The organism is Streptomyces sp. ICN903, assembly GCF_022015835.1.
Lineage (GTDB): Bacteria > Actinomycetota > Actinomycetes > Streptomycetales > Streptomycetaceae > Streptomyces > Streptomyces fenghuangensis.
The window spans coordinates 1-18,759 of record NZ_JAKMAY010000093.1 but is presented as its reverse complement, the minus strand read 5'-3'; the positions used below and the strand labels follow the sequence as shown (position 1 = coordinate 18,759).

General features: G+C 74.1%; 17 protein-coding genes and 1 pseudogene. 3 read left to right on the top strand and 15 right to left on the bottom strand.

The window, feature by feature from the left end; genetic code table 11:
* Positions 1 to 134: 134 nt before the first annotated feature.
* The 12 genes and pseudogenes from L7D48_RS12340 to L7D48_RS12285 form a co-directional block, all read right to left on the bottom strand.
* A pseudogene (locus L7D48_RS12340) lies at positions 135 to 317 on the bottom strand (WYL domain-containing protein); the annotation flags it as partial.
* Between the two features lie 44 nt (positions 318 to 361).
* Positions 362 to 1,033 carry a uracil-DNA glycosylase gene (locus tag L7D48_RS12335; RefSeq protein ID WP_237879376.1) on the bottom strand — a complete coding sequence of 224 codons (672 nt, stop codon included), beginning with the start codon at positions 1,031 to 1,033 and terminating at the stop codon, positions 362 to 364.
* Between the two features lie 148 nt (positions 1,034 to 1,181).
* Positions 1,182 to 2,762: an ABC transporter substrate-binding protein gene (locus L7D48_RS12330; protein ID WP_237879371.1), complete on the bottom strand. Its 1,581-nt coding sequence runs from the start codon at positions 2,760 to 2,762 to the stop codon at positions 1,182 to 1,184.
* Between the two features lie 379 nt (positions 2,763 to 3,141).
* Positions 3,142 to 3,897, bottom strand: coding sequence for an SDR family oxidoreductase (locus tag L7D48_RS12325; RefSeq protein ID WP_237879369.1), 756 nt, complete (start codon positions 3,895 to 3,897; stop codon positions 3,142 to 3,144).
* Positions 3,898 to 3,943: 46 nt separating this feature from the next.
* Positions 3,944 to 4,705 (bottom strand): 3-oxoacyl-ACP reductase FabG, encoded by a 762-nt coding sequence (gene fabG, locus L7D48_RS12320; protein WP_237879368.1) that lies wholly within the window; start codon positions 4,703 to 4,705, stop codon positions 3,944 to 3,946.
* Between the two features lie 178 nt (positions 4,706 to 4,883).
* Positions 4,884 to 5,279: a DUF3037 domain-containing protein gene (locus L7D48_RS12315; protein ID WP_237879366.1), complete on the bottom strand. Its 396-nt coding sequence runs from the start codon at positions 5,277 to 5,279 to the stop codon at positions 4,884 to 4,886.
* A complete protein-coding gene (locus tag L7D48_RS12310) occupies positions 5,276 to 6,121 on the bottom strand; it encodes a HipA family kinase (RefSeq protein ID WP_237879364.1) in 846 nt (281 codons plus the stop codon). The genes L7D48_RS12315 and L7D48_RS12310 overlap by 4 nt, the downstream gene beginning before the upstream one ends.
* A gap of 262 nt (positions 6,122 to 6,383) precedes the next feature.
* Complete coding sequence (locus L7D48_RS12305; protein WP_237879362.1) at positions 6,384 to 6,680, bottom strand: hypothetical protein; 297 nt, start codon at positions 6,678 to 6,680, stop codon at positions 6,384 to 6,386.
* 393 nt (positions 6,681 to 7,073) lie between these two features.
* Positions 7,074 to 9,176: a SpoIIE family protein phosphatase gene (locus L7D48_RS12300; RefSeq protein ID WP_237879360.1), complete on the bottom strand. Its 2,103-nt coding sequence runs from the start codon at positions 9,174 to 9,176 to the stop codon at positions 7,074 to 7,076.
* Complete coding sequence (locus L7D48_RS29565; protein WP_374492047.1) at positions 9,173 to 9,493, bottom strand: hypothetical protein; 321 nt, start codon at positions 9,491 to 9,493, stop codon at positions 9,173 to 9,175. The genes L7D48_RS12300 and L7D48_RS29565 overlap by 4 nt, the downstream gene beginning before the upstream one ends.
* Positions 9,487 to 10,002 carry an enolase C-terminal domain-like protein gene (locus L7D48_RS12290; protein ID WP_374492045.1) on the bottom strand — a complete coding sequence of 172 codons (516 nt, stop codon included), beginning with the start codon at positions 10,000 to 10,002 and terminating at the stop codon, positions 9,487 to 9,489. The genes L7D48_RS29565 and L7D48_RS12290 overlap by 7 nt, the downstream gene beginning before the upstream one ends.
* Before the next feature lie 110 nt (positions 10,003 to 10,112).
* A complete protein-coding gene (locus L7D48_RS12285) occupies positions 10,113 to 10,823 on the bottom strand; it encodes a GntR family transcriptional regulator (protein ID WP_237879358.1) in 711 nt (236 codons plus the stop codon).
* A 201-nt stretch (positions 10,824 to 11,024) separates the two neighbouring features.
* On the opposite strand from L7D48_RS12285, the gene L7D48_RS12280 reads away from it, so the two are divergent.
* Positions 11,025 to 13,172, top strand: a complete 2,148-nt coding sequence (locus L7D48_RS12280; RefSeq protein WP_237879356.1) for a prolyl oligopeptidase family serine peptidase — start codon at positions 11,025 to 11,027, stop codon at positions 13,170 to 13,172.
* A 35-nt stretch (positions 13,173 to 13,207) separates the two neighbouring features.
* Here the strand turns inward: L7D48_RS12280 and L7D48_RS12275 are convergent, their stop codons facing one another.
* Positions 13,208 to 14,113, bottom strand: a complete 906-nt coding sequence (locus L7D48_RS12275; protein WP_237879354.1) for a LysR family transcriptional regulator — start codon at positions 14,111 to 14,113, stop codon at positions 13,208 to 13,210.
* A 73-nt stretch (positions 14,114 to 14,186) separates the two neighbouring features.
* Between L7D48_RS12275 and L7D48_RS12270 the strand changes: the two genes are divergently transcribed.
* Complete coding sequence (locus L7D48_RS12270; RefSeq protein ID WP_237879352.1) at positions 14,187 to 15,233, top strand: DMT family transporter; 1,047 nt, start codon at positions 14,187 to 14,189, stop codon at positions 15,231 to 15,233.
* Between the two features lie 13 nt (positions 15,234 to 15,246).
* On the opposite strand, the gene L7D48_RS12265 is transcribed toward L7D48_RS12270, so the two are convergent.
* Positions 15,247 to 16,596: an aminotransferase class I/II-fold pyridoxal phosphate-dependent enzyme gene (locus L7D48_RS12265; protein WP_237879349.1), complete on the bottom strand. Its 1,350-nt coding sequence runs from the start codon at positions 16,594 to 16,596 to the stop codon at positions 15,247 to 15,249.
* Positions 16,597 to 16,663: 67 nt separating this feature from the next.
* On the opposite strand from L7D48_RS12265, the gene L7D48_RS12260 reads away from it, so the two are divergent.
* Entirely contained in the window at positions 16,664 to 17,353 is a 690-nt protein-coding gene (locus L7D48_RS12260) for a pyridoxamine 5'-phosphate oxidase family protein (RefSeq protein ID WP_237879348.1), read from the top strand.
* A gap of 98 nt (positions 17,354 to 17,451) precedes the next feature.
* Here L7D48_RS12260 and L7D48_RS12255 read toward each other — a convergent pair whose 3' ends face one another.
* Complete coding sequence (locus tag L7D48_RS12255) at positions 17,452 to 18,456, bottom strand: DMT family transporter (RefSeq protein WP_237879373.1); 1,005 nt, start codon at positions 18,454 to 18,456, stop codon at positions 17,452 to 17,454.
* Positions 18,457 to 18,759: the final 303 nt, after the last annotated feature.

Below are 18,759 nucleotides of genomic sequence, written 5' to 3'. Positions count from 1 at the left end.
CCTCCACCCCCGCCGCCCCCGTCTCCTGCCGATGCTCCGCCACGGGCTCTCCTGTGTGGTGGTGTCGGTACCGGCGGCGCGGGCGTCCTCCCACGCCGTCCCCCGACGCTAACCGCCACGGGCCGCCGCGGCGCTCAGGCGCTCTCGCCGGTGCCCCGTCCGTACCTGTCCGCCAGCGCCTCCACCTCCCGCGCCACCGCCGCGCGCAGCCCGGCCGGGCCGAGCACCTCCGCCTCCGTACCGAGCCGGAGCAGGTCCCCCACCGCCACAGCGGTGCTCTCCACTGGGAGGAGCACCCGCACCCGGACGGCCCCGTCACCGCCGTCGCCCTCCGGGCCGTCCGGGCCGTCCGGGAAGCGGTTCAGGAGCCGAGGTTGGGGATGCACCAGTCGATCGGCGTGTGCCCCTGCGCCGTGATCGCCTCGTCGATCTGGCTGAAGGGGCGCGACCCGAAGAACTTCTTCGCCGACAGCGGCGAGGGGTGCGCGCCCTGGACCACCGTGTGCCGGTCGGTGTCGATCAGCGGCAGCTTCTTCTTCGCGTAGTTGCCCCACAGCACGAAGACGGCCGGGTCGGGGCGGGCGCCCACGGCGTGGATCACCGCGTCCGTGAACTTCTCCCAGCCCCTGCCCTTGTGGGAGTTGGCCTCTCCGGCACGGACCGTCAGCACCGCGTTGAGCAGGAGCACGCCCTGCTTCGCCCACGGCATCAGATAGCCGTTGTCCGGGACGGGGCAGCCCAGGTCGGCCTGCAGTTCCTTGTAGATGTTCCGCAGGGACGGCGGGACACGCACCCCGGGACGCACCGAGAACGCCAGCCCGTGGCCCTGCCCCTCGCCGTGGTACGGGTCCTGCCCGAGGACGAGGACCTTGACCTGCTCGTACGGGGTGGCGTCCAGCGCCGCGAAGACCTCTTCCCGGGGCGGGTAGACCGGCCCGCGTGCCCGCTCCTCCTCGACGAACTCGGTGAGCTCCTTGAAGTAGGGCTTCTCCAGCTCGTCGCCGAGGACCTTCTGCCAGGACTCGGGCAGCATGGCGTTCACGTGAGACAGACCTCCGGTATCGGTTCCGCGCGTCCTCTGCGGACGCGCACCCCCAGAACGTACCGGTGATCGCTGACAACCGCGCCGCGTGGGCGGGCGAGCGGCGGGCGGGCGGCGCCTGTCCGCCCGCCGCCCGGGGTCACCAGCTCTTCTTGCGGTCCAGCTCCCACAGCCGCATGATCGTCGAGGAGTCGATGCTCCACTCCACGCCGGCGATGTCGTCGTGCGCGGCGATGTAGAGCTTGCCCTGCCACAGGGGCAGCAGCCGTACGTCCTCGGCCAGGATCTTCTGGGCCTGCGTGAAGGATTCGATGGCGGCGCCCCGGTCGCTCTCCTTGCGGGACTTGGGCAGCAGCGTGCCGGTCAGCGTCTTGTGCTCGTACGGCGTGCCCAGGGCGTTCTCCTCGCCGACGAACGGGGAGATGTAGTTGTCCGCGTCCGGGAAGTCGGGGAACCAGCCGCGGCCGAACACCGGGTACTCGCCCTCGGTGACGCCTTCCTGGAAATCGCGCCACTCGCGGCCCTCAAGGGTGACCTCGAACAGCCCGGAGGCCTCCAGCTGCCGCTTGATCTCGGCGAACTCCTCGGCGGTCGTGGCGCCGTAGCGGTCGGTGGTGTACCAGAGGGTCAGCTTCACCTTCCCGTTGATGCCGGCCTGGTTCAGCGTGCTGCGGGCCTTCTCCACGCTGGGCTCGCCGTACTTCTCGTAGAAGGCGCTGGTGTGGCCGGTGATCCCGCCGGGGACCATGGAGTACAGCGGGGCGGCGGTGCGCTTGTAGACGTTGCGGACCAGGGCCTTGCGGTCGATGATCTGGGCGATCGCCCTGCGGACGGCGGGCTCGGCGACCGACTCGTGCCGCGGGTTGAACACCAGGTAGCGGATCTCGGTTCCGTAGACCTCGTTGAGCTTGATCTCCGGGTGGTCGCTGCGGTTCTTCCCGAAGTCGTCGATCTGCTCGGGGGTCAGGCCGCGGTAGGTGAGGTCGACCCCGCCGTTCTTGAGCTGCTCGACCATCTTGGCCGAGTCCTTGAAGTAGCGGACGGTCACGGCGTTGTTCTTGACCTCCGCGGAGCCCTTGTACTTCTGGTTCCTGACCAGCTCGGCCCGCTCGTCCTCCTTGTAGCCGTCGAGCAGGTACGGCCCGGATCCGCTGATCTTGTCCGACTCCAGCAGCCGGTCGGCCGGGTAGGCGGCGGGGTCGACGATGGACGCGGCGGGGGTGGCCAGGACCAGCGGGAAGGTCGCGTCCGGCCGCTTGAGGTGGAATATGATCGTCCGCTCGCCGGAGGTCTCGATGCGGTCGATGCTCTGCAGCAGCTGGGCCGGGCCGGTGGGCGACTTGATCTCCAGGGTGCGCTCGATGGAGTACTTGACCGCCTCCGCGTCCAGCGCGTTGCCGTTGGAGAACGTCAGGCCCTTCTTCAGGACGCACCGGTAGACGCTGCTGACGGTGTCGGTGAAACCGCAGCGCTGGGCGGCGTCGGGCTCCGGGGTGCCGCTGGAGCTCGGGAAGTGCAGCAGGGTCTGGTAGATGTTCCGGTACAGCTCCCACGAACCGTCCCAGGCGCCGGCCGGGTCGAGGACGCTGGGCGTGCTCGTGGTGCCGACCACGATCGCCTCGTCGTTCTCGCCGTCACCGAGCAGCGAGCCGCATCCGGCGAGCAGGGTCGCTGTCACCAGCACGGCTGCGCCCTTCAGAGGCTTGTTCTGGCTGAACACTTGCACGCTCCTCGGTCGGCGATGCCACTAACGCCACTAGATGCCACTACTGCCTGGGTGCTGTGGGGGGATCCATCGGCTGACGGGACGGAGCGCGCCGCGGTGCGCAGCGTGTGCCACCACACGTACGGCAGGGTCTCAACGGGCCTGTCGTGCCGAGGACGTGGCAGACCTTACCGCAGCATATGACGGGGCTGACAGGCTTCTGGACCGGGCAAGATCAGGACTTTGTCCGCGACGGGCCGGGCGGTCGCGCAGAGTACGGGAGCCGTCTCAGGACGCACACCGGCGCCGTGCCGCCGCACCCCTGGGGTGCGGCGGCACGGCGCCGGTGCGGTACGGGCCCCGGCCCACCGTCGCGGTGTGCCGGGGCCCGGGGTCACTCGACCCCGGCGTTGAGGAAGATCCCGCCGTCGACCACGAGGGTCTGGCCGGTGATCCAGCCGGAGTCGTCGGAGGTGAGGAAGGCCGCGGCCCCCCCGATGTCCTCGGGTGTGCCCAGCCGCCCCATCGGATAGCGCCCGGCCACCTCCTCCTCGCGCCCCTCGTAGAGCGCGGCGGCGAACTTCGTCTTCACCACGGCCGGGGCGATGGCGTTGACCCGCACGCCCGGCGACAGCTCGTGGGCGAGCTGGAGGGTGAGGTTGACCATCGCGGCCTTGCTGATGCCGTAGGCGCCGATGAAGGGCGAGGCGGACAGCCCGGCGACGGAGGCGATGTTGACGATGGTGCCGCCGTGCTCCTTCTGCCAGGCCGCCCAGGTGCGCTGGGCGAACCCGAGCGCGGAGAGGACGTTGGTGTCGAAGACCTTGCGGGCGACGTTCAGGTCCAGCTCCGCGATGGGCCCGAAGACCGGGTTGGTGCCCGCGTTGTTGACCAGGTGGTCGACGCGGCCGAACGCCTCCATGGTGCGCTCGACGGCCTCCGCCTGGTGGGCCTCGTCGTGGGCCTTGCCCGCCACGCCGATGGCCCGGTCCGCGCCGAGCCGCCTCACCGCCTCGGCGAGGGCCTCCTCGTTGCGGCCGGTGATGCACACCCGGTCACCACGGGCCACGAGCGCCTCGGCGATGCCGTAGCCGATGCCGCGGCTCGCCCCGGTGATCAGGGCGACCCTGCCGCTGTCCTGCACTGCCATGAGCTTTTCCGTTCCGTCGTTTTCGCGGTGCGGCCGTCGGCGGCCGTCAGTTGAGCGGTCCGCCGGCCACGTACATCACCTGGCCGGAGACGAAACCGGCCTCCTCGCCGGTGAAGAACGCGATGGCGTTGGCGATGTCCTCGGGCCTGCCCACGCGCTGGACGGGGATCTGGGAGGCGGCGGCCTTCTGGAAGTCCTCGAAGTCCATGCCGACGCGGGCGGCGGTGGCCGCGGTCATCTCGGTGACGATGAAGCCGGGGGCCACGGCGTTGGCGGTGATGCCGAACTTGCCCAGTTCCTTGGCGAGGGTCTTGGTGAAGCCCTGCAGACCGGCCTTGGCGGCGGCGTAGTTGACCTGGCCGCGGTTGCCGAGCGCGGAGCTGGAGGAGAGGTTGACGATCCGTCCGAACCCGGCGTCGACCATGTGCTTCTGGCAGGCCCGGGACATCAGGAAGGCACCGCGCAGGTGCACGTTCATGACGGTGTCCCAGTCGGAGTCGCTCATCTTGAACAGCAGGTTGTCGCGGAGCACTCCGGCGTTGTTGACCAGGACGGTCGGCGCTCCCAGCTCCTCGGCGACCCGCGCGACGGCGGCCTCCACCTGCTCGGTGTCCGACACGTCGCAGCCGACCGCCAGCGCCCTGCCGCCCGCCGCGGTGATCTTCTTCACGACGTCCGCGCAGGCCGACTCGTCCAGGTCGAGCACGGCGACGGCCCGGCCCTCGGCGGCGAGCCGGACGGCGGTGGCGGCGCCGATCCCCCGGGCTCCGCCCGTGACGATCGCGACACGCTGCTCGGTGGTGGACATGCTGGTTCTCCTCGCACTCGAATGGGTGAGCAACCGCTTAGTACCTTCGGCAGACGTGACGCTAGAAGCACGGACACGCTGTGTCAACGGCCGAAGGCGCGGTGAGGCCCAGCCCACGTCCGGGCCTCCGCCTTGCCGCGGTGCGCCGGGTACGGCCGGGAGCGTCCGGTGCGCCCGCTCAGCGCACCAGCACCTCCAGCAGCCGCTCGGTCTCCGCCTCGGGATCGGCGGTCAGCCCGGTGTGCACCGGGCCCGGCTGGAGGACGGTGGAGCGGGGGGCGACCAGCCACCGGAAGCGCCGCCCGGCGTCGTCGGCCGCGGCCTGCCCGGCCTCCGCCCCGCCGCGGCACAGGCACTCCACCGCGTGCAGGGCCGCCCGCACCCCCTCGACGTCGGCGTGCGGATCGAGCGCCCGCAGCCGTTCGGCGTCCAGATGGGTGCGGGCGGCGACGAAGGAGCGGGCCCGGCAGTAGACGACGACCCCGGCGTTGATCATCTCGCCGCGCTCCACCCGTGGGACCAGACGCAGCACGGCGTACTCGAAGACGTCGCGCCCGCCGAACTGCCCGCTCACCGCGTCCCTCCGCCCTTGTTCAGCCCGCTGACGGCGTCCGCCCAGTCCTTCAGCCAGCCGGGCGCCCTGGAGGGCCCGTCCTGACTCGGAGCGCCGACGGTGATCCGCTCGTGGACCGTACCGGCCCGGGCGGCCAGCACCTCGGTGTAGGCGCGGCGCAGCTCCTCCGGTGTGCCGAAGCCGGGCTCGTCGGCCAGCCACTCGTCGGGGATGTCGGCCGCGCACTCGGCCAGCAGCTCCCGCGTCACCCGCGGCGCCAGCTCGGCGGCGGCCGAGGCGATGTCCGGGCCCATGGGCGCCAGGGCGTGGTCGGAGGCGTCGTACGGCTTGTCGGCAGCCTTGGCCGCGGTGGCCCAGTTGTGGTGCCAGATCAGGCTGGCGCCGTGGTCGATGAGCCACAGGTCGCCGTGCCAGACCAGCATGTTGGGGTTGCGCCAGGAGCGGTCGACGTTGCCCGTCAGGGCGTCGAACCACACCACGCGTCCCGCCTCCCGCGCGTCCACCCGGTAGGCGAGCGGGTCGAAGCCCATCGAGCCGGGCAGGAAGTCCATCCCCAGGTTCAGCCCGCCGCTGGCCTTGAGCAGCTCCTGCACCTCCTGGTCGGGCTCGCCCAGGCCGATCACCGGATCCAGCTGCACGCGCACCAGATCGGGCACGCGCAGACCGAGCCGCTGGGCGAGCCGCCCGCACAGCACCTCCGCCACCAGGGTCTTGCGGCCCTGCCCGGCTCCGGTGAACTTCACGACATAGGTGCCCAGGTCGTCGGCCTCGACGATGCCGGGCAGCGATCCGCCCTCGCGCAGGGGCGTCACATAGCGCGTGGCGGTGACTTCGGGAAGCATTTTCCCAGGCTATCCGAAGCACTGGCCTTGCAATCCACGGTTTTCTCCGGAGGCCCCCGGACCGCCGGGAGTTCGAGGAGTGGGTGGCGGTGGCGCAGCGGCAGCACGGGTTCGTCGACGTACGCCACATGCTCGTCTTCGAAGGACGGTGCCGAAAGTGCCCGGACGGACGGACAGCCTGACGGCCCGCGCCCCGACAACCGGAGCGAGCGGGCCGCAAAGCCCCGGCGGCGGTTCCGCGGCACCGCGCGACCGCCGGCCCTCAGTGCTCGTCCCAGTGTCCCTCGTGGGGGGCGTGCCGGCATCCGTCGTGGACGTAGTCGATGTGGTCACCGTGCGGGACGGCGACATGGCCGCAGCTCTCGCCGTGCCGGTGCGGGTGGTCACCGTGGACCGCGTGCCCTTCGGGCTCGCACTCGTCGACGTGACCCTCGTGGACGCGGTGGAGGTGGCCTTCGTGCACGTAGTCGGTGTGGTCGCCGTGCCCGAAGGCGACGTGGCCGCAGCCCTCGCCGTGCCGGTGCGGGTGCTGGGCGTGGGGGGCGTGTGCGGTAGCCATGTCCTTCACCTGCCTGTCGGAGCGCTATGGACGCTTTGGCCGCGTATGACCCAAGTTCCAGGTTCCTCCCGACCGGTGGTTTCTTCAAACCCCCTGCGTCCACGGCGGCCGGCGCCGCCCCCGCCGCGTCATACGGGACCGTCGCCGAGCGGGAGGAGGCAGGGAAGGCCCCCGAGCCCTCCCGGCCCAGCGACGGTTCCGCGTCGGTGAGCAGTGCGTCGTCCAGCGCCGAGCGGATGCGTCCCTCGTCGAGACCGACGCCGGTGAAGACGGTCTCGTTGCGCCGCTCACCGTGGTAGTCGTCCCGGAACCACGAGGCGGACGTGCGGCGCTGCGGCGAGGCCGTCCCCCGGGCACGCCGGGCCTCCGCGTGGAGTGCGGTCGCCGGTGAACTCAGGGCCCCTCGGTGAGCTGCTCGGTCCAGATGGTCTTGCCACCGGGGGTGTAGCGGCTGCCCCAGCGGTGGGCGAGCTGGGAGATGAGGAACAGACCCCGGCCGCCCTCCTCGGACAGGCGGGCGCGGCGCAGGTAGGGCTGGGACTGGCTGGGGTCGGACACCTCGCAGACGAGCCGGTGGTCCCTGATCAGCCGCAGGCCGATGGGGCCGCCGGCGTAGCGGACGGCGTTGGTGACCAGTTCGCTGACGATCAGCTCGGTGGTGAAGTCCAGCTCGCCCAGGTCCCACTCCGCCAGCTGGGCGGAGGCCAGGGCCCGGGCGTGCGCGACGAGGCTGGGATCGGCGGGCAGTCGCCAGAAGGCCGTGTCCTCGGGCGGCACCCGGTCCACACGGGCCAGGAGCAGGGCGAGGTCCTCGTCACGGTTCTGCTCCCGCAGGCGGGCCAGGAGACGGGGCCCGGCGTCGCTCAGCGGCTGTTCGGTGCTCGCGGCGATCCGGGCGCTCTCGCACATCCGCTCCAGGTCCCGCTCGGTGTTCCGCACCACCGCGGTGAGCGGTCCGCTGTGGAAGGCCAGGACATCGCCCGGCCGCAGGAGCAGTTCCACCGGCTCGAAGGGTTCGGTGCCGCCTCCCAGCGGCGGCCCGGGACGGAGTTCGACGTCGTCCGCCGCGCAGTCCTGCCTCCTGGCCAGGACGGGGCCGGGGTGCCCGGCACTGGCGACCAGGCACCGTCCGGTGACCGGGTCGTAGGCCGCGTACAGGCAGGTCGCTCCGTGCAGGGAGCTGACGGCCGGTCCCGCCCGGTGCCCCTCGTCCTCGCCGATGCGGGTCACCAGGTCGTCCAGGTGGCTCAGCAGCTCGTCGGGCGGCGGGTCCAGGTCGGCCAGGGTCTGCACCGCCGACCGCAGCCGTCCCATGGCGCCGGCGGCGTTCACTCCGTGCCCGGCGACCTTGCCCACCACGAAGGCCACCCGGACCCCGGACAGCCGGATCACGTCGTACCAGCTCCCGCCGGTTCCGGCCGCGGTACTGGCCGGCGCGTACATCCCCGAGGTCTCCGCCGCCGCCAGGCGCACCACCGGAGGAGGCAGCAGGCTGCGCTGCAGGGCCTCGGCCGTGCGCCGCTCCCGGGTGTAGCGCCGGGCGTTGTCCAGGCCCAGGGCCAGCCGGGATCCGATCTCCTCGGCCAGGGTCGCGTCACTGCGGTCGAACGGAGTCCGGTCCCCGGTCCGCCACAGCGGCACGGCCCCCAGTACGGTCCCGCGCGCCCGCAGCGGGAGGACCAGGAGGGAGGTCGCGGCCTCGGGCAGGGTCAGCCGGGACCGCCGCGGATCCCGTGTCGCCGCCCTCCGCAGGCCGCTCAGGTCCGGCATGGTGCCGGCCGAACCCCGCAGCAGGTGCTCCCGCTCGACGTCCCCGATGGAGAACGTCTCCCCGGGGCCGTAGACCTCCTCGGGCCACGTTCCCTCCCCGGCGGCCACGGCGACGCGCCTCATGGGCGCGTCCGCGGCGAACTCCCCGAGCTCCTCCCCCGCCAGCACCGCCTCGGTCAGATCGACCGCGCCCATGTCGGCGAACACCGGCACCAGCAGATCGACCAGTTCCTCGGCGTTGCGCGCCACGTCCAGCGAACCGCCGACGCGTACCGCCGCCGCGTGCAGCAGGTCCAGCCGCTGCTGTGCGCGTGGGCTGGAGGCCAGCACACCGCCTCCGGTCAGGGCCACCCGCATCCCGAACTCGTCCTCGAACTCGGCTCCCGCCGCGGGCACCAGCCAGACGAGGAAACGCGCCCCGCCTCCCTCCGCGAGCGCGAACACGCTCACGTCCACGTCCACCCGGCCGCCGCCGACGCGCCGCAGCACCACGTGCCCGTCGCCGCGGCGGCCGCGCCCAGCACTCTCCGCCAGCCCCGCCCACTCCGACGGGTCCTCGAGGAAGGCGCCCAGCTCCCTGCCGCGGAGCTCCACGGCCGAGCCGCCCAGCAGCTCCAGCACGGGCTGCGTGCACGCCATCACCGCACCGGCGGCGTCCAGCACCAGCTCGGCGGGCTGTCCCCAGCCCGCCGCCCCGGTTCCGGGGGGACCGCCACGGCCGGTCATACGCCTCCCAGCACGACGTCGTCACAGAGCCCCGTGCCTTCCAGGAGAAGACCTCGTTCCGTCCGCCGCAACCCGGCCGCGCCCCGAGGGCAGGCGGCAAAGCGACCGCGGCTGCCGAGCCGCTTGAGCCGGGTGGTGATGCGCAACCGGAGGGCGGGACCCGCGACCGTGCCGGTGAGGAAGGCCGGGCCGGCCGCCCACGCCCGGCCGGTGGCGGTCCGCGCACCGTCCGGCGGCAGGAGGCAGAGCTGCGTCTCCAGGGTGGACATGCCGGTCAGGGCGAGGGCGAAGGCCGGGAAGCGGCGGTCGGTCAGCACCTCCCGCCGGTCGCCGAGGACTCCGGGGCGGCCGGTCCTCCCCATCTCGCGGGCGGGCGGGACGAGTGCCCGGGCGACGGTGAGCACCGCGAAGATCCCGGCAGCGGTGAGCGCCGAGGTGTGGGCGCGGGCGCGGGGGGTGACACCGAGTCCGGGCAGCCGGTGGCCCGGACGGTTCCGTCGGCGCCGCCGATGCCCTGCCACGGATCGTGGGCGAGCAGCAGGTGACCGTCCAGGTCGGCCCAGCGGGCGCGGTCGGCCAGGTGCACGGCGGGGGCGGTGCCGAGCGAGGAGGCGGTCGGGCAGCCGAGCATGACGTCGGTACCGCTGCCGTCGAGGGCGTCGATGACGCGCAGGGCCTGGTGGACGCCTCCGCACTTGGCGAGCTTGACGTTCACGCCCCGCACCCGCCCGGCCAGGCGGAGGGCGTCGTCGTACCCGGTCGCGTCCTCGTCGGCGATCAGCGGCAGGGGGGCGCTCGGCGAGCCGGGCCGGCGTCTCCGGGTCACCGGGGACGGTGGGCTGTTCCACGGCCTCGACCCCCGGCGCGGCGAAGCGCGGCAGCAGTTCCCGGGCCTGCTCCGGTTCCCAGGCCGCCCCGGGGGGAATCCGGAGGGCTTCAGCCGGCGCCCGGTCCCCGTACCGGGCGCCTGCGCTCGCCGTCCTGTTCGCGTGCGGCTCCCATGGAGCGCGCGTGCGCCAGGTGGTGGCGCATGTGTTCCCCGGCCGCGGCGGCGTCGCCGGCCAGTACGAGGTCCAGCAGCGCGGTGTGTTCCTGCGCGGAGGCCACCAGCTCCCCTGTTTCCGCGGTCTCTGCGAGTGCGTGGAGCCGGGAGCGCTTGCGCAGGTCGTCCACCGTATCGACGAGACGTGAGTTGCCGGCCAGGGCGAGCAGGCCGAGGTGGAAGCGGCGGTCGGCCTCCAGGTAGCCGACGAGGTCACCGGCACGCGCGGCGGCCACGGTCTCCTCGGCCGTGGGGCGCAGGGCCTCCAACCGCTCCCGCGCGGCCGCTCCGGTCAGGCGGGCGACGGTCGGGATCTCGATCAGGGCGCGGATCTCGGTGAGCTCCTCCAGGTCGCGCTCGGACAGCTCGGTGACGCGGAAGCCCTTGTTGCGTACCGGCTCGACCAGCCCCTCGCGCGCCAGGTCCAGCATGGCCTCACGGACAGGGGTGGCCGAGACGCCGTACTCGGCGGCGAGGGCGGGGGCGGAGTAGGTCGTCCCGGGCCGCAGTTCACCCGCGATCAGCGCGGTACGCAGGGCCCCGGCTACCTGGTCGCGCAGACGCTCGTGCACCGAAACGAGTCTTCGGGGTCTCGGCTCGCTCATGGGTTCCCCTCGGCGGATTCGTGATCTCACCATAAAATGTCACATTGCCCGGCGCCCATGCCGTGCCGGTGGTCCCGCGGCGGGCGACGGTCCGGCCGACGTGCCGGGGCGGGCGGGGTCCGGCCGGCCGCGGTCCTGTGCGGGGAACGGGGACCGCGGCGGATGCGACGGGCCCGGCGGCCGTCTGCTATGCCTGCTCCCATGCCTTCCACCCACGCGGCCCCCGACGGCGCGCCCCTTCACGGACAAGCGCTCTTCCCGGAGCAGTTGGCCCGCACCCGCCGCTTCTCGCTCGGTGTCCCCCGGCATCCGGCGGTGTCCCCGGACGGTGCGCGAGTGCTGTTCGTCCGCACCGGGGGCGGGGACGACCCCGTCGGACGGCTGTGGCTGTGGGAGGACGGCGGGGAACGGCTGCTGGCCGCCCCGCACGGCGCGGACGGCGGCACGCGCCCGGTCCCGCCCGAGGAGAGGGCGCGGCGCGAACGGGCCCGCGAGCGGTCCACGGGTGTGGTGGCGTACGCGGCCGACCGGGAACTGCGGCGTGCGGTGTACGCGCTCGGCGGCGCACTGTGGGCGGTGGACACCGGCGGCGACGCGCCGTTCCCGGTGCCGGCGGCCGGTCCCGTGGTGGATCCGCGGCCTTCCCCGGACGGGGAGCTGGTCGCCTACGTCACCGGCGGCGCGCTGCACGTCACCGGCTTCGGCGGCGGCTTCGGCGGCGACCGGTGCCTGGCAGCCCCCGAGGGGCCTTCGGTGACGTACGGGCTGACCGACCATGTGTCGGCCGAGTCGATGGGGCGGCTGCGCGGCCACTGGTGGGCGCCCGACGGCCGGGCCCTGCTGGCGGCCCGGGTGGACACCTCCCCGGTGCGGCGGCGGTGGGTCTGCGATCCGGCGCGTCCCGAACTCCCGCCGCGCCCCATGGCCTACCCGGCCGCGGGCACGCCCAACGCCGAGGTCTCCCTGCATCTGCTCGCCCTCGACGGCGGCCGCGCCGAGGTCGTCTGGGACCGCGCGGCCTTCGAGTACGTGGTGGCCGCCGACTGGGACGCCCACGGTCCGCTGGTCACCGTGCAGAGCCGCGACCAGCGCGTGCTGCGGGTCCTGGCCGTCGATCCCGCCACGGGTGCCACCCGCGTCCTGCACGAGCAGCGCGACCGGCACTGGGTGGAGCTGGTGCCGGGCGCGCCGTGCCGCACCGCCTCGGGACTGCTGGTGAGGGCCGAGGAGTCGGCCGGAACCCGGCGGCTGCGCGTCGGCGACGCCCTCACCCCCGAGGGCCTGCAGGTCACCGGGGTGCTGGGCGCGGACGGCGACGAGGTGCTGTTCACCGGGTGCGAGGATCCGCTCGAGGAGCACGTGTGGGCCATGGGGCCGGGGGCGGGCTGCCGCCGTGTCAGCGACGGGCCCGGGGTGCACTCGGCCGCCGCGGCGGGCGGCACCGTGGTGCTCGACAGCCTGACCCCGGACGGGCACACGGTCACCGTCCTGCGCGGCGGGAGGACGGTGGGGCGGATCGCCTCCCTGGCCGAGGAGCCCGTCGTGACGCCCCGCCCCCTCTTCCCCGTGCACGGCGCCCGGCGGCTGCGCAGCGCGCTGTTCCTGCCCTCGGGATACGACCCGGGGGCTCCGGGCGCCCGCCCCCTGCCTGTCCTGCTCAGCCCCTACGCCGGGCCGGGGATGCGGCTGGTGGTGCGGACCCGGACGTGGTGGGCGTGTGTGGCCCAGTGGTTCGCCGAGCAGGGCTTCGCCGTGCTGGTCACCGACGGGCGCGGCACCCCGGGGCGGGGACCGGCGTGGGAGAAGGAGATCCGCGGCGACCAGCTCACCCCCGTGCTGGAGGACCAGATCGACGCCCTGCGCGCGGCGGTGGCCGAGCGTCCGTACCTGGACACGGGGCGGGTGGCGATCCGGGGCTGGTCCTTCGGGGGCACCCTGGCCGCCGCGGCCGTACTGCGCCATCCGGAGGTCTTCCACGCCGGGGTCGCCGGAGCGGCCCCCACCGACCAGCGGATGTACGACACGCACTGGAAGGAGCGCTATCTGGGTCATCCGGAGCGGGAGCCGGAGAACTACGAGCGCTCCTCGCTGCTGCGCGACGCCCACCGGCTGCGCCGTCCGCTGCTGCTGGTGCACGGCACCTGCGACGACAACGTGGCCTTCGCGCACACGTTGCGGCTGTCGGCGGCGCTGCTGGCCGCCGGGCGCGAGCACACGGTGCTGCCGCTGTCCGGTGCGGGGCACACCGGTGGCGACGGGACGGCCGCCGGACGGCTGCTCGGTTTCGAGCTCGGCTTCCTGCGCGGCGCCCTCGGGCTCGGAACCGGGAACGGGACCGGGGCCGGGTGACGGCCCGGGGTGGCCGGGGCCGGACGGCCCCCGCGTCAGCCGCCGACACCGCCCGCGGCCGTGCGCAGCGCCTTCACCGCCGCCCGGATGGACGGCCTGCGGTCGGCGTCCTCCCGCCAGACCGCGTAGACGTGCCGCTTCATCGGGCGCCGCACGGGGGCGACGGCCACCCCTTCCGGCAGCGGTCCGCGGCCCAGGCGGGGCGCGACGGCGACCCCCAGCCCGGCACCGACCAGGGCGAGCTGGGTGTGGTGTTCCCCGGCCGTGTGGCACAGCCTGGGCTCGATGCCCTGGCCGCGCAGGGTGAACAGCAGCCAGTCGTGGCAGAACTCGCCCCCGGGCCAGGAGATCCACTCGTCGTCCGCGAAGTCCGCCAGCTCCACCCACCGTGCCCCGGCGCGGGGATGGCCGGCGGGCATCGCCACATCGGCCGGGTCGTCCAGGAGCGGTTCCTTGGCCAGCCCTCCGGGCAGGGACAGCGGGCGGTTGTACCAGTCCAGGACGACCGCGAGGTCGATGTCCCCGCGCACCAGCGCCCGTACCGACTCATCGGGCTCCATCTCCCGCATCCGGGGCCGCAGTTGGGGGTGGTCGGCGCGCAGTGCGGCCAGGGCGGCGGGGAACAGCCCCCGGGCGGCGGTGGGGAAGGCGCCGAGCAGCAGTTCGCCGACGGCCCGGCCGCGGTGCGCCTCCAGTTCGGCCTCGGCGAGTTCGAGCTGGGAGAGTACGCGCCGGGCGTGCTCGGCGAGCAGGCGGCCGGCGTCGGTGAGCCGGACGCCGCGGCCGTTCCTGGCGAGCAGCTGCTGACCGGTCTCGCGCTCCAGTTTGGCCATCTGCTGGGAGACGGCCGAGGTGGTGACGTGCAGCCCCTCGGCCGCGCCGCTCACCGAGCCGTGGCGGGCGACGGCGTGGAGGATGCGGAGCCGGTCCAGATTCAACATGTAAGCGATGCTAAGCGGTCCACTCCAGAATTTCTCGCTTGTCCTTAATCATTGAAGGCGCGATCGTTGACGCATGTCCGCCTCCGCTCGCGCCGGCACCGCTCCGGTCCCCGACTCCCCCGCCCCCACCGCTGCGGTCACCGCTCCGGTCACCGCTCCGGCTGCCCCGGCTGCCCCGGCTTCCGCGGCTTCCGCGGCCGCCCGTCGCCCGCCCGCGGTCGACTGGCGCGTGCGCTTCGCCGCCCTCAGCCTGATCTGGGGTTTCAGCTTCCTGCTGATCAAGATCGGTACTCACGGCTTCGCCCCGCTCCAGGTCACCCTGGGACGCCTGGTGTTCGGCACGGCCGTCCTGGGCGCGGTACTGCTGGTGCGGCGTGAGCGGCTGCCGCGGGGCCCTCGCACCTGGGGGCATCTGGCGGTCGCGGCGTTCCTGCTGAACGCGCTGCCGTTCACCCTCTTCTCCTACGCCGAGCTGACCATCTCCTCCACCCTGGCGGGCATCTGCAACGCCACCACCCCGCTGTGGGGCATGCTGCTCTCCCTGGTCGCCCTCTCCGACGACCGGCCCACCCGGCGCCGGGTGGCCGGGCTCGGCATCGGCTTCGCGGGCGTCCTGACCGTGCTCGGCGCATGGCAGGGGTTCGACGGGCAGGATCCCGCCGGCACGGCCATGGCGCTGGTCGCCGCGCTCAGCTACGCGGTCGGCTGGGTGTACGTGCGGCGCACACTGGCGGGCACGGACGGTTCCAACGTGGCGATGGCCGGCTCCCAGCTTCTGCTCGGCACTCTCCAACTGGCGGTGGTCACGCCTTTGTTCACCTCCTTCCCCGCCTCGTTCCCCGCCGGACCGCTGCTGGCGGTCGCGGCGCTGGGCGCGCTGGGCACCGGAGTCGCCTTCCTGCTGCAGTACGGGCTGGTGGCGGAGGTGGGGCCGACCACGGCCACCCTGGTGACGTACTTCATCCCCGTGATCGCCACGGCGGCCGGGGTGGCGCTGCTGGACGAGCATCTGGCCTGGAGCACCCCCGTCGGCGCACTGGTCGTGCTCGTCGGCGCGGCCCTCACACAGAGCCGGACACAGGGGCGGACACGGGGCCGGGCAGGGGGCACGCGGCCGTGACAGGCGGTACGGTTCAGCCGTACCGCCGCGCCTCGCCGGGCCGGATCGCCGCCGCCACCGCGTCGGCGACCGGCCCGGCCTCGTCCTCGGACAGGGCCGAGACCGTCAGCCGGACACCGGGCGGTGAGGCGATCCGGAAGCGGGCCCCCGGGGCGACGGCCCAGCCGGCCCGCAGCAGCCGGGCGACCGCGCCGGTCTCGTCGGGCACCGGCACCCACACGTTCATCCCGCTGCGTCCGTGGGCCTCGACGCCCCGCGCGGCGAGCGCGTCGAGCAGCGCGGCGCGGCGGCGGCCGTAGGAGCGGGCCACCTCGGCGGGGTCGATCGCCCGGCTCTCCCACAGCGCGGTGACGGTGTGCTGGAGCAGATGGCTGACCCAGCCGGGCCCCAGCCGCTGCCGTCCGCGCACCCGGTCGACGGTGACGGCGTCACCGGTCAGCACCGCCAGCCGCAGGTCGGGGCCGTAGGCCTTGGCGGTGGAGCGCACCAGCGCCCAGTGCTCGGTCGGGCCGTCCCGGCCGGCCAGCGGATGCAGGGGCAGGTCGACGATGCCGTGCCCGTGGTCGTCCTCGATCAGCAGTACGCGCGGGTGTGCGGCCAGGACGCGGCGCAGTTCGCGGGCGCGCGGTGCGCGGATGGCGGCGCCGGTCGGGTTCTGGGCCCGGTCGGTGACGACCAGGGCCCGCGCGCCCTGCCGCAGCGCCCGTTCGACCGCCTCGGGCAGCGGGCCGTCGTCGTCCAGCGCGACCGGGAGCGTCCGCAGACCCAGCGCCGGGACGAGGTCCAGCAGACTTCCCCACCCCGGGTCCTCCACGGCGACCGCGTCGCCGGGTTTCAGATGGGCCGCCAGCACCCGCTCGATGGCGTCCAGTGATCCGGAGGCGGCGGCGACGGGACCGGGCGGCACCGCGTCCGCGTCGAAGGCCTCGCGCGCCAGCCGGACCAGGTCGCCGGTGAGTCCGGGGGCGCCGTAGAGCGTCGGGTGCCGCTCGTGGCGCCGTGCGGCGGCGGCGAGGGCCGCGTTCAGCGAGGGCAGCAGCGCCGGGTCCGGGTTGCCCGTGGAGATGTCGCGCGCGCCCTCGGGTGCCTCGACGCCGATGGCCTCGCGTGCGGTGGTGGCCGGGCGCGGGCGCACCCGGCTGCCGCGCCGCCCGGCCGTCTCGATCACCCCGCGCTCGCGCAGGGCGCGGTAGGCGGCGGCGACCGTGTTGGGGTTCACACCCAGTTCCGCCGCCAACCCGCGCATGGGAGGCAGCAGTTCACCCGGCTTCAACTTCCCCGTGCCGACCCCGCGTTCCACGCTGGCGGCGATTTCGGCAGCGCGCCGCCCCTCGATCCGATATCCTCCTAGCACAAAACACATTATGCACTAGTGCAATACGAGGAGCAAGCGGCGGGCCGCCGCCCCGGACGAGAGGGAGTCGAACACCATGTCCACCACCGCCCCCGAGGACGCGTACGCCCCGACCGAGCGCACGGTCCCCGCCCGCGGCCGCGAGCGCGCGGCGTACGACCGCGAACTGGTGCACGCGATCCTCGACGACGGCTGCCTGTGCCACCTCGGTTTCGTCCGCGACGGCGCACCGGTCGTCCTGCCGACGCTCTACGCCCGGGTCGGCGAGCGCCTGTACGTCCACGGCTCCACCGGCTCCCGGCCGCTGCGGGCCGCGGGAGGCTCCGGCGCGGGGCTGCCCGTCTGCCTGACGGTGACGCACCTGGACGGGCTGGTACTGGCCCGCTCCGCGTTCCACCACTCGGTCAACTACCGCTCGGTGGTGGTGCACGGGACCGCGCACCGGGTGGACGACCCCGCCGAACGGGCCGTCGCCCTCGACGCCATCGTCGACCAGGCCGTCCCCGGACGCTCGGCCGACTCGCGTCCGGCCGACGCACGGGAGCTGGCCGCCACCGCCGTCATCGCCCTGGACCTGGAGGAGGTCTCGGCGAAGGTCCGCACCGGCGGCCCGAACGACGAGCCCGAGGACCTCTCCCTGCCCCACTGGAGCGGCGTGGTGCCGGTACGCAGGACCTACGGCGCTCCCGTGCCGGCCGAGGACATGGCCACCGGCGCCGCCGTACCCGGCTACCTCGCCTCGCTCACCGCGCCCACCGCGCGCTGAGGGGCAGACCGACTGCTTGACGGGGCGCCGCGAACGGAAGCACGTACAGGCGGGCGCGGGCGGTTCCCCGCCCGCGCCCGCCCCTCACCCTCCGGCTCTCACGCCCCGGCTCCGCCTCCGACGCCCCCGGTGCCCCCGACACCCGCGCCCGCGGCGGCCGTGCGGCGTGCCCCGGAGGCCAGGCGTGCCTCGGCGATCGCCAGCCCCGTCACGGCGGTGAGCAGCAGCGCGGTGCCCGCGACGGTCGCCGCGGTCAGCCGCTCGCCCAGCAGCACGACGGCGATCACGGCCGCGCTCACCGGTTCGATGAGCATGATCACCGAGGCGGTCGCCGACCGTACGACCGCCGCCCCCGCGAAGTACAGCGCGTATGCCAGCGCCGTCGGCACCGCGGCCGTGTACGCCAGCAGGAGCAGCACCCGCATCGGGTCCTCGGCGGTGTGCGGCAGCAGCCCCTCGGCCAGTCCCAGCGGCAGCAGGCACACCGCACCGACGCCGAACGCCCAGGTGGTGGTGGAGTACGGGTCGCCGCCCGCGCCGTTGCGGCCCATCCACCGGGTCAGCAGGGTGATGGCCGCGTAGCCGGAGGCGGACAGCAGCGCGAGGCCGACGCCCAGCGGCCGCACCGTGGTCTCGTCTCCGCCCAGGTACAGCACCGCCAGACCGGCCAGCGCGCCGGCCACGGCCGCCAGGCCGCCGCGTCCCAGCCGCTCGCCCATCGTCAGCCGGGCCCCGAGCGCGATCAGCACGGGCCCGGCGCCGAGGGTGACGACCGTGCCGACGGCGAGCCCGGTGGCCTGGACGGCCGCGAAGTAGGCGGTCTGGAAGAGCGTCAGACCGAGTCCGGTGGCCACGATCCGCCCCACCCGGCGGCGCCGCGGCTCGGGCGCGGCCGGGGCGGTGCGGCCCTGACCGGAGGCGCGGGCGGTGCGGCGCAGGGGGAGGAACGCCAGCAGCAGGGCGATCCCGCCGACGTAGCGCCAGAAGGACAGGGCGATCGGGCCCAGGTCACTGGCGCGGTACAGCAGGGCGGCCGCGGCTCCCGCGGTGCCCCAGGCGACTCCGGCGACGACCAGGTAGAGCAGCCCGCGTCCGACGGACAGCCCGTCGGCCGGAACGGAAACGCTTGCGGAATCACTGCTTCCGCCGGTGGGCGCGGCAGTGGACGGGGCAGAAGTGGGTTTCGACACGTGTGAGTTCTCCGCGTATGTCGGGAAGCTGTCATGTGGTCCCGTACGCGGGCAGCGATGACCTGCGCGGCGGCGCTGGCGCCCCGGCGCGGTTCTCCTCGGCGGCCCGCCCTAGGCGGCGGGAGGGGGAAGCACGGTCGAATGCATGCTCGCACCCTACGGTGCGGGCACGTCCTGCGACAACCGCTGCTCCGCCTGCCCTCCCCCGCCCACGGC

Bases quoted from the DNA above. Each gene is read 5' to 3' on its own strand.
- L7D48_RS12335 (WP_237879376.1), bottom strand. From the start codon at position 1,033: ATGCTGCCCGAGTCCTGGCAGAAGGTCCTCGGCGACGAGCTGGAGAAG.
- L7D48_RS12325 (WP_237879369.1), bottom strand. From the start codon at position 3,897: ATGGCAGTGCAGGACAGCGGCAGGGTCGCCCTGATCACCGGGGCGAGC.
- fabG (WP_237879368.1), bottom strand. From the start codon at position 4,705: ATGTCCACCACCGAGCAGCGTGTCGCGATCGTCACGGGCGGAGCCCGG.
- L7D48_RS12310 (WP_237879364.1), bottom strand. From the start codon at position 6,121: ATGCTTCCCGAAGTCACCGCCACGCGCTATGTGACGCCCCTGCGCGAG.
- L7D48_RS12305 (WP_237879362.1), bottom strand. From the start codon at position 6,680: ATGGCTACCGCACACGCCCCCCACGCCCAGCACCCGCACCGGCACGGC.
- L7D48_RS12300 (WP_237879360.1), bottom strand. From the start codon at position 9,176: ATGACCGGCCGTGGCGGTCCCCCCGGAACCGGGGCGGCGGGCTGGGGA.
- L7D48_RS12285 (WP_237879358.1), bottom strand. From the start codon at position 10,823: ATGAGCGAGCCGAGACCCCGAAGACTCGTTTCGGTGCACGAGCGTCTG.
- L7D48_RS12280 (WP_237879356.1), top strand. From the start codon at position 11,025: ATGCCTTCCACCCACGCGGCCCCCGACGGCGCGCCCCTTCACGGACAA.
- L7D48_RS12275 (WP_237879354.1), bottom strand. From the start codon at position 14,113: ATGTTGAATCTGGACCGGCTCCGCATCCTCCACGCCGTCGCCCGCCAC.
- L7D48_RS12270 (WP_237879352.1), top strand. From the start codon at position 14,187: ATGTCCGCCTCCGCTCGCGCCGGCACCGCTCCGGTCCCCGACTCCCCC.
- L7D48_RS12265 (WP_237879349.1), bottom strand. From the start codon at position 16,596: ATGTGTTTTGTGCTAGGAGGATATCGGATCGAGGGGCGGCGCGCTGCC.
- L7D48_RS12260 (WP_237879348.1), top strand. From the start codon at position 16,664: ATGTCCACCACCGCCCCCGAGGACGCGTACGCCCCGACCGAGCGCACG.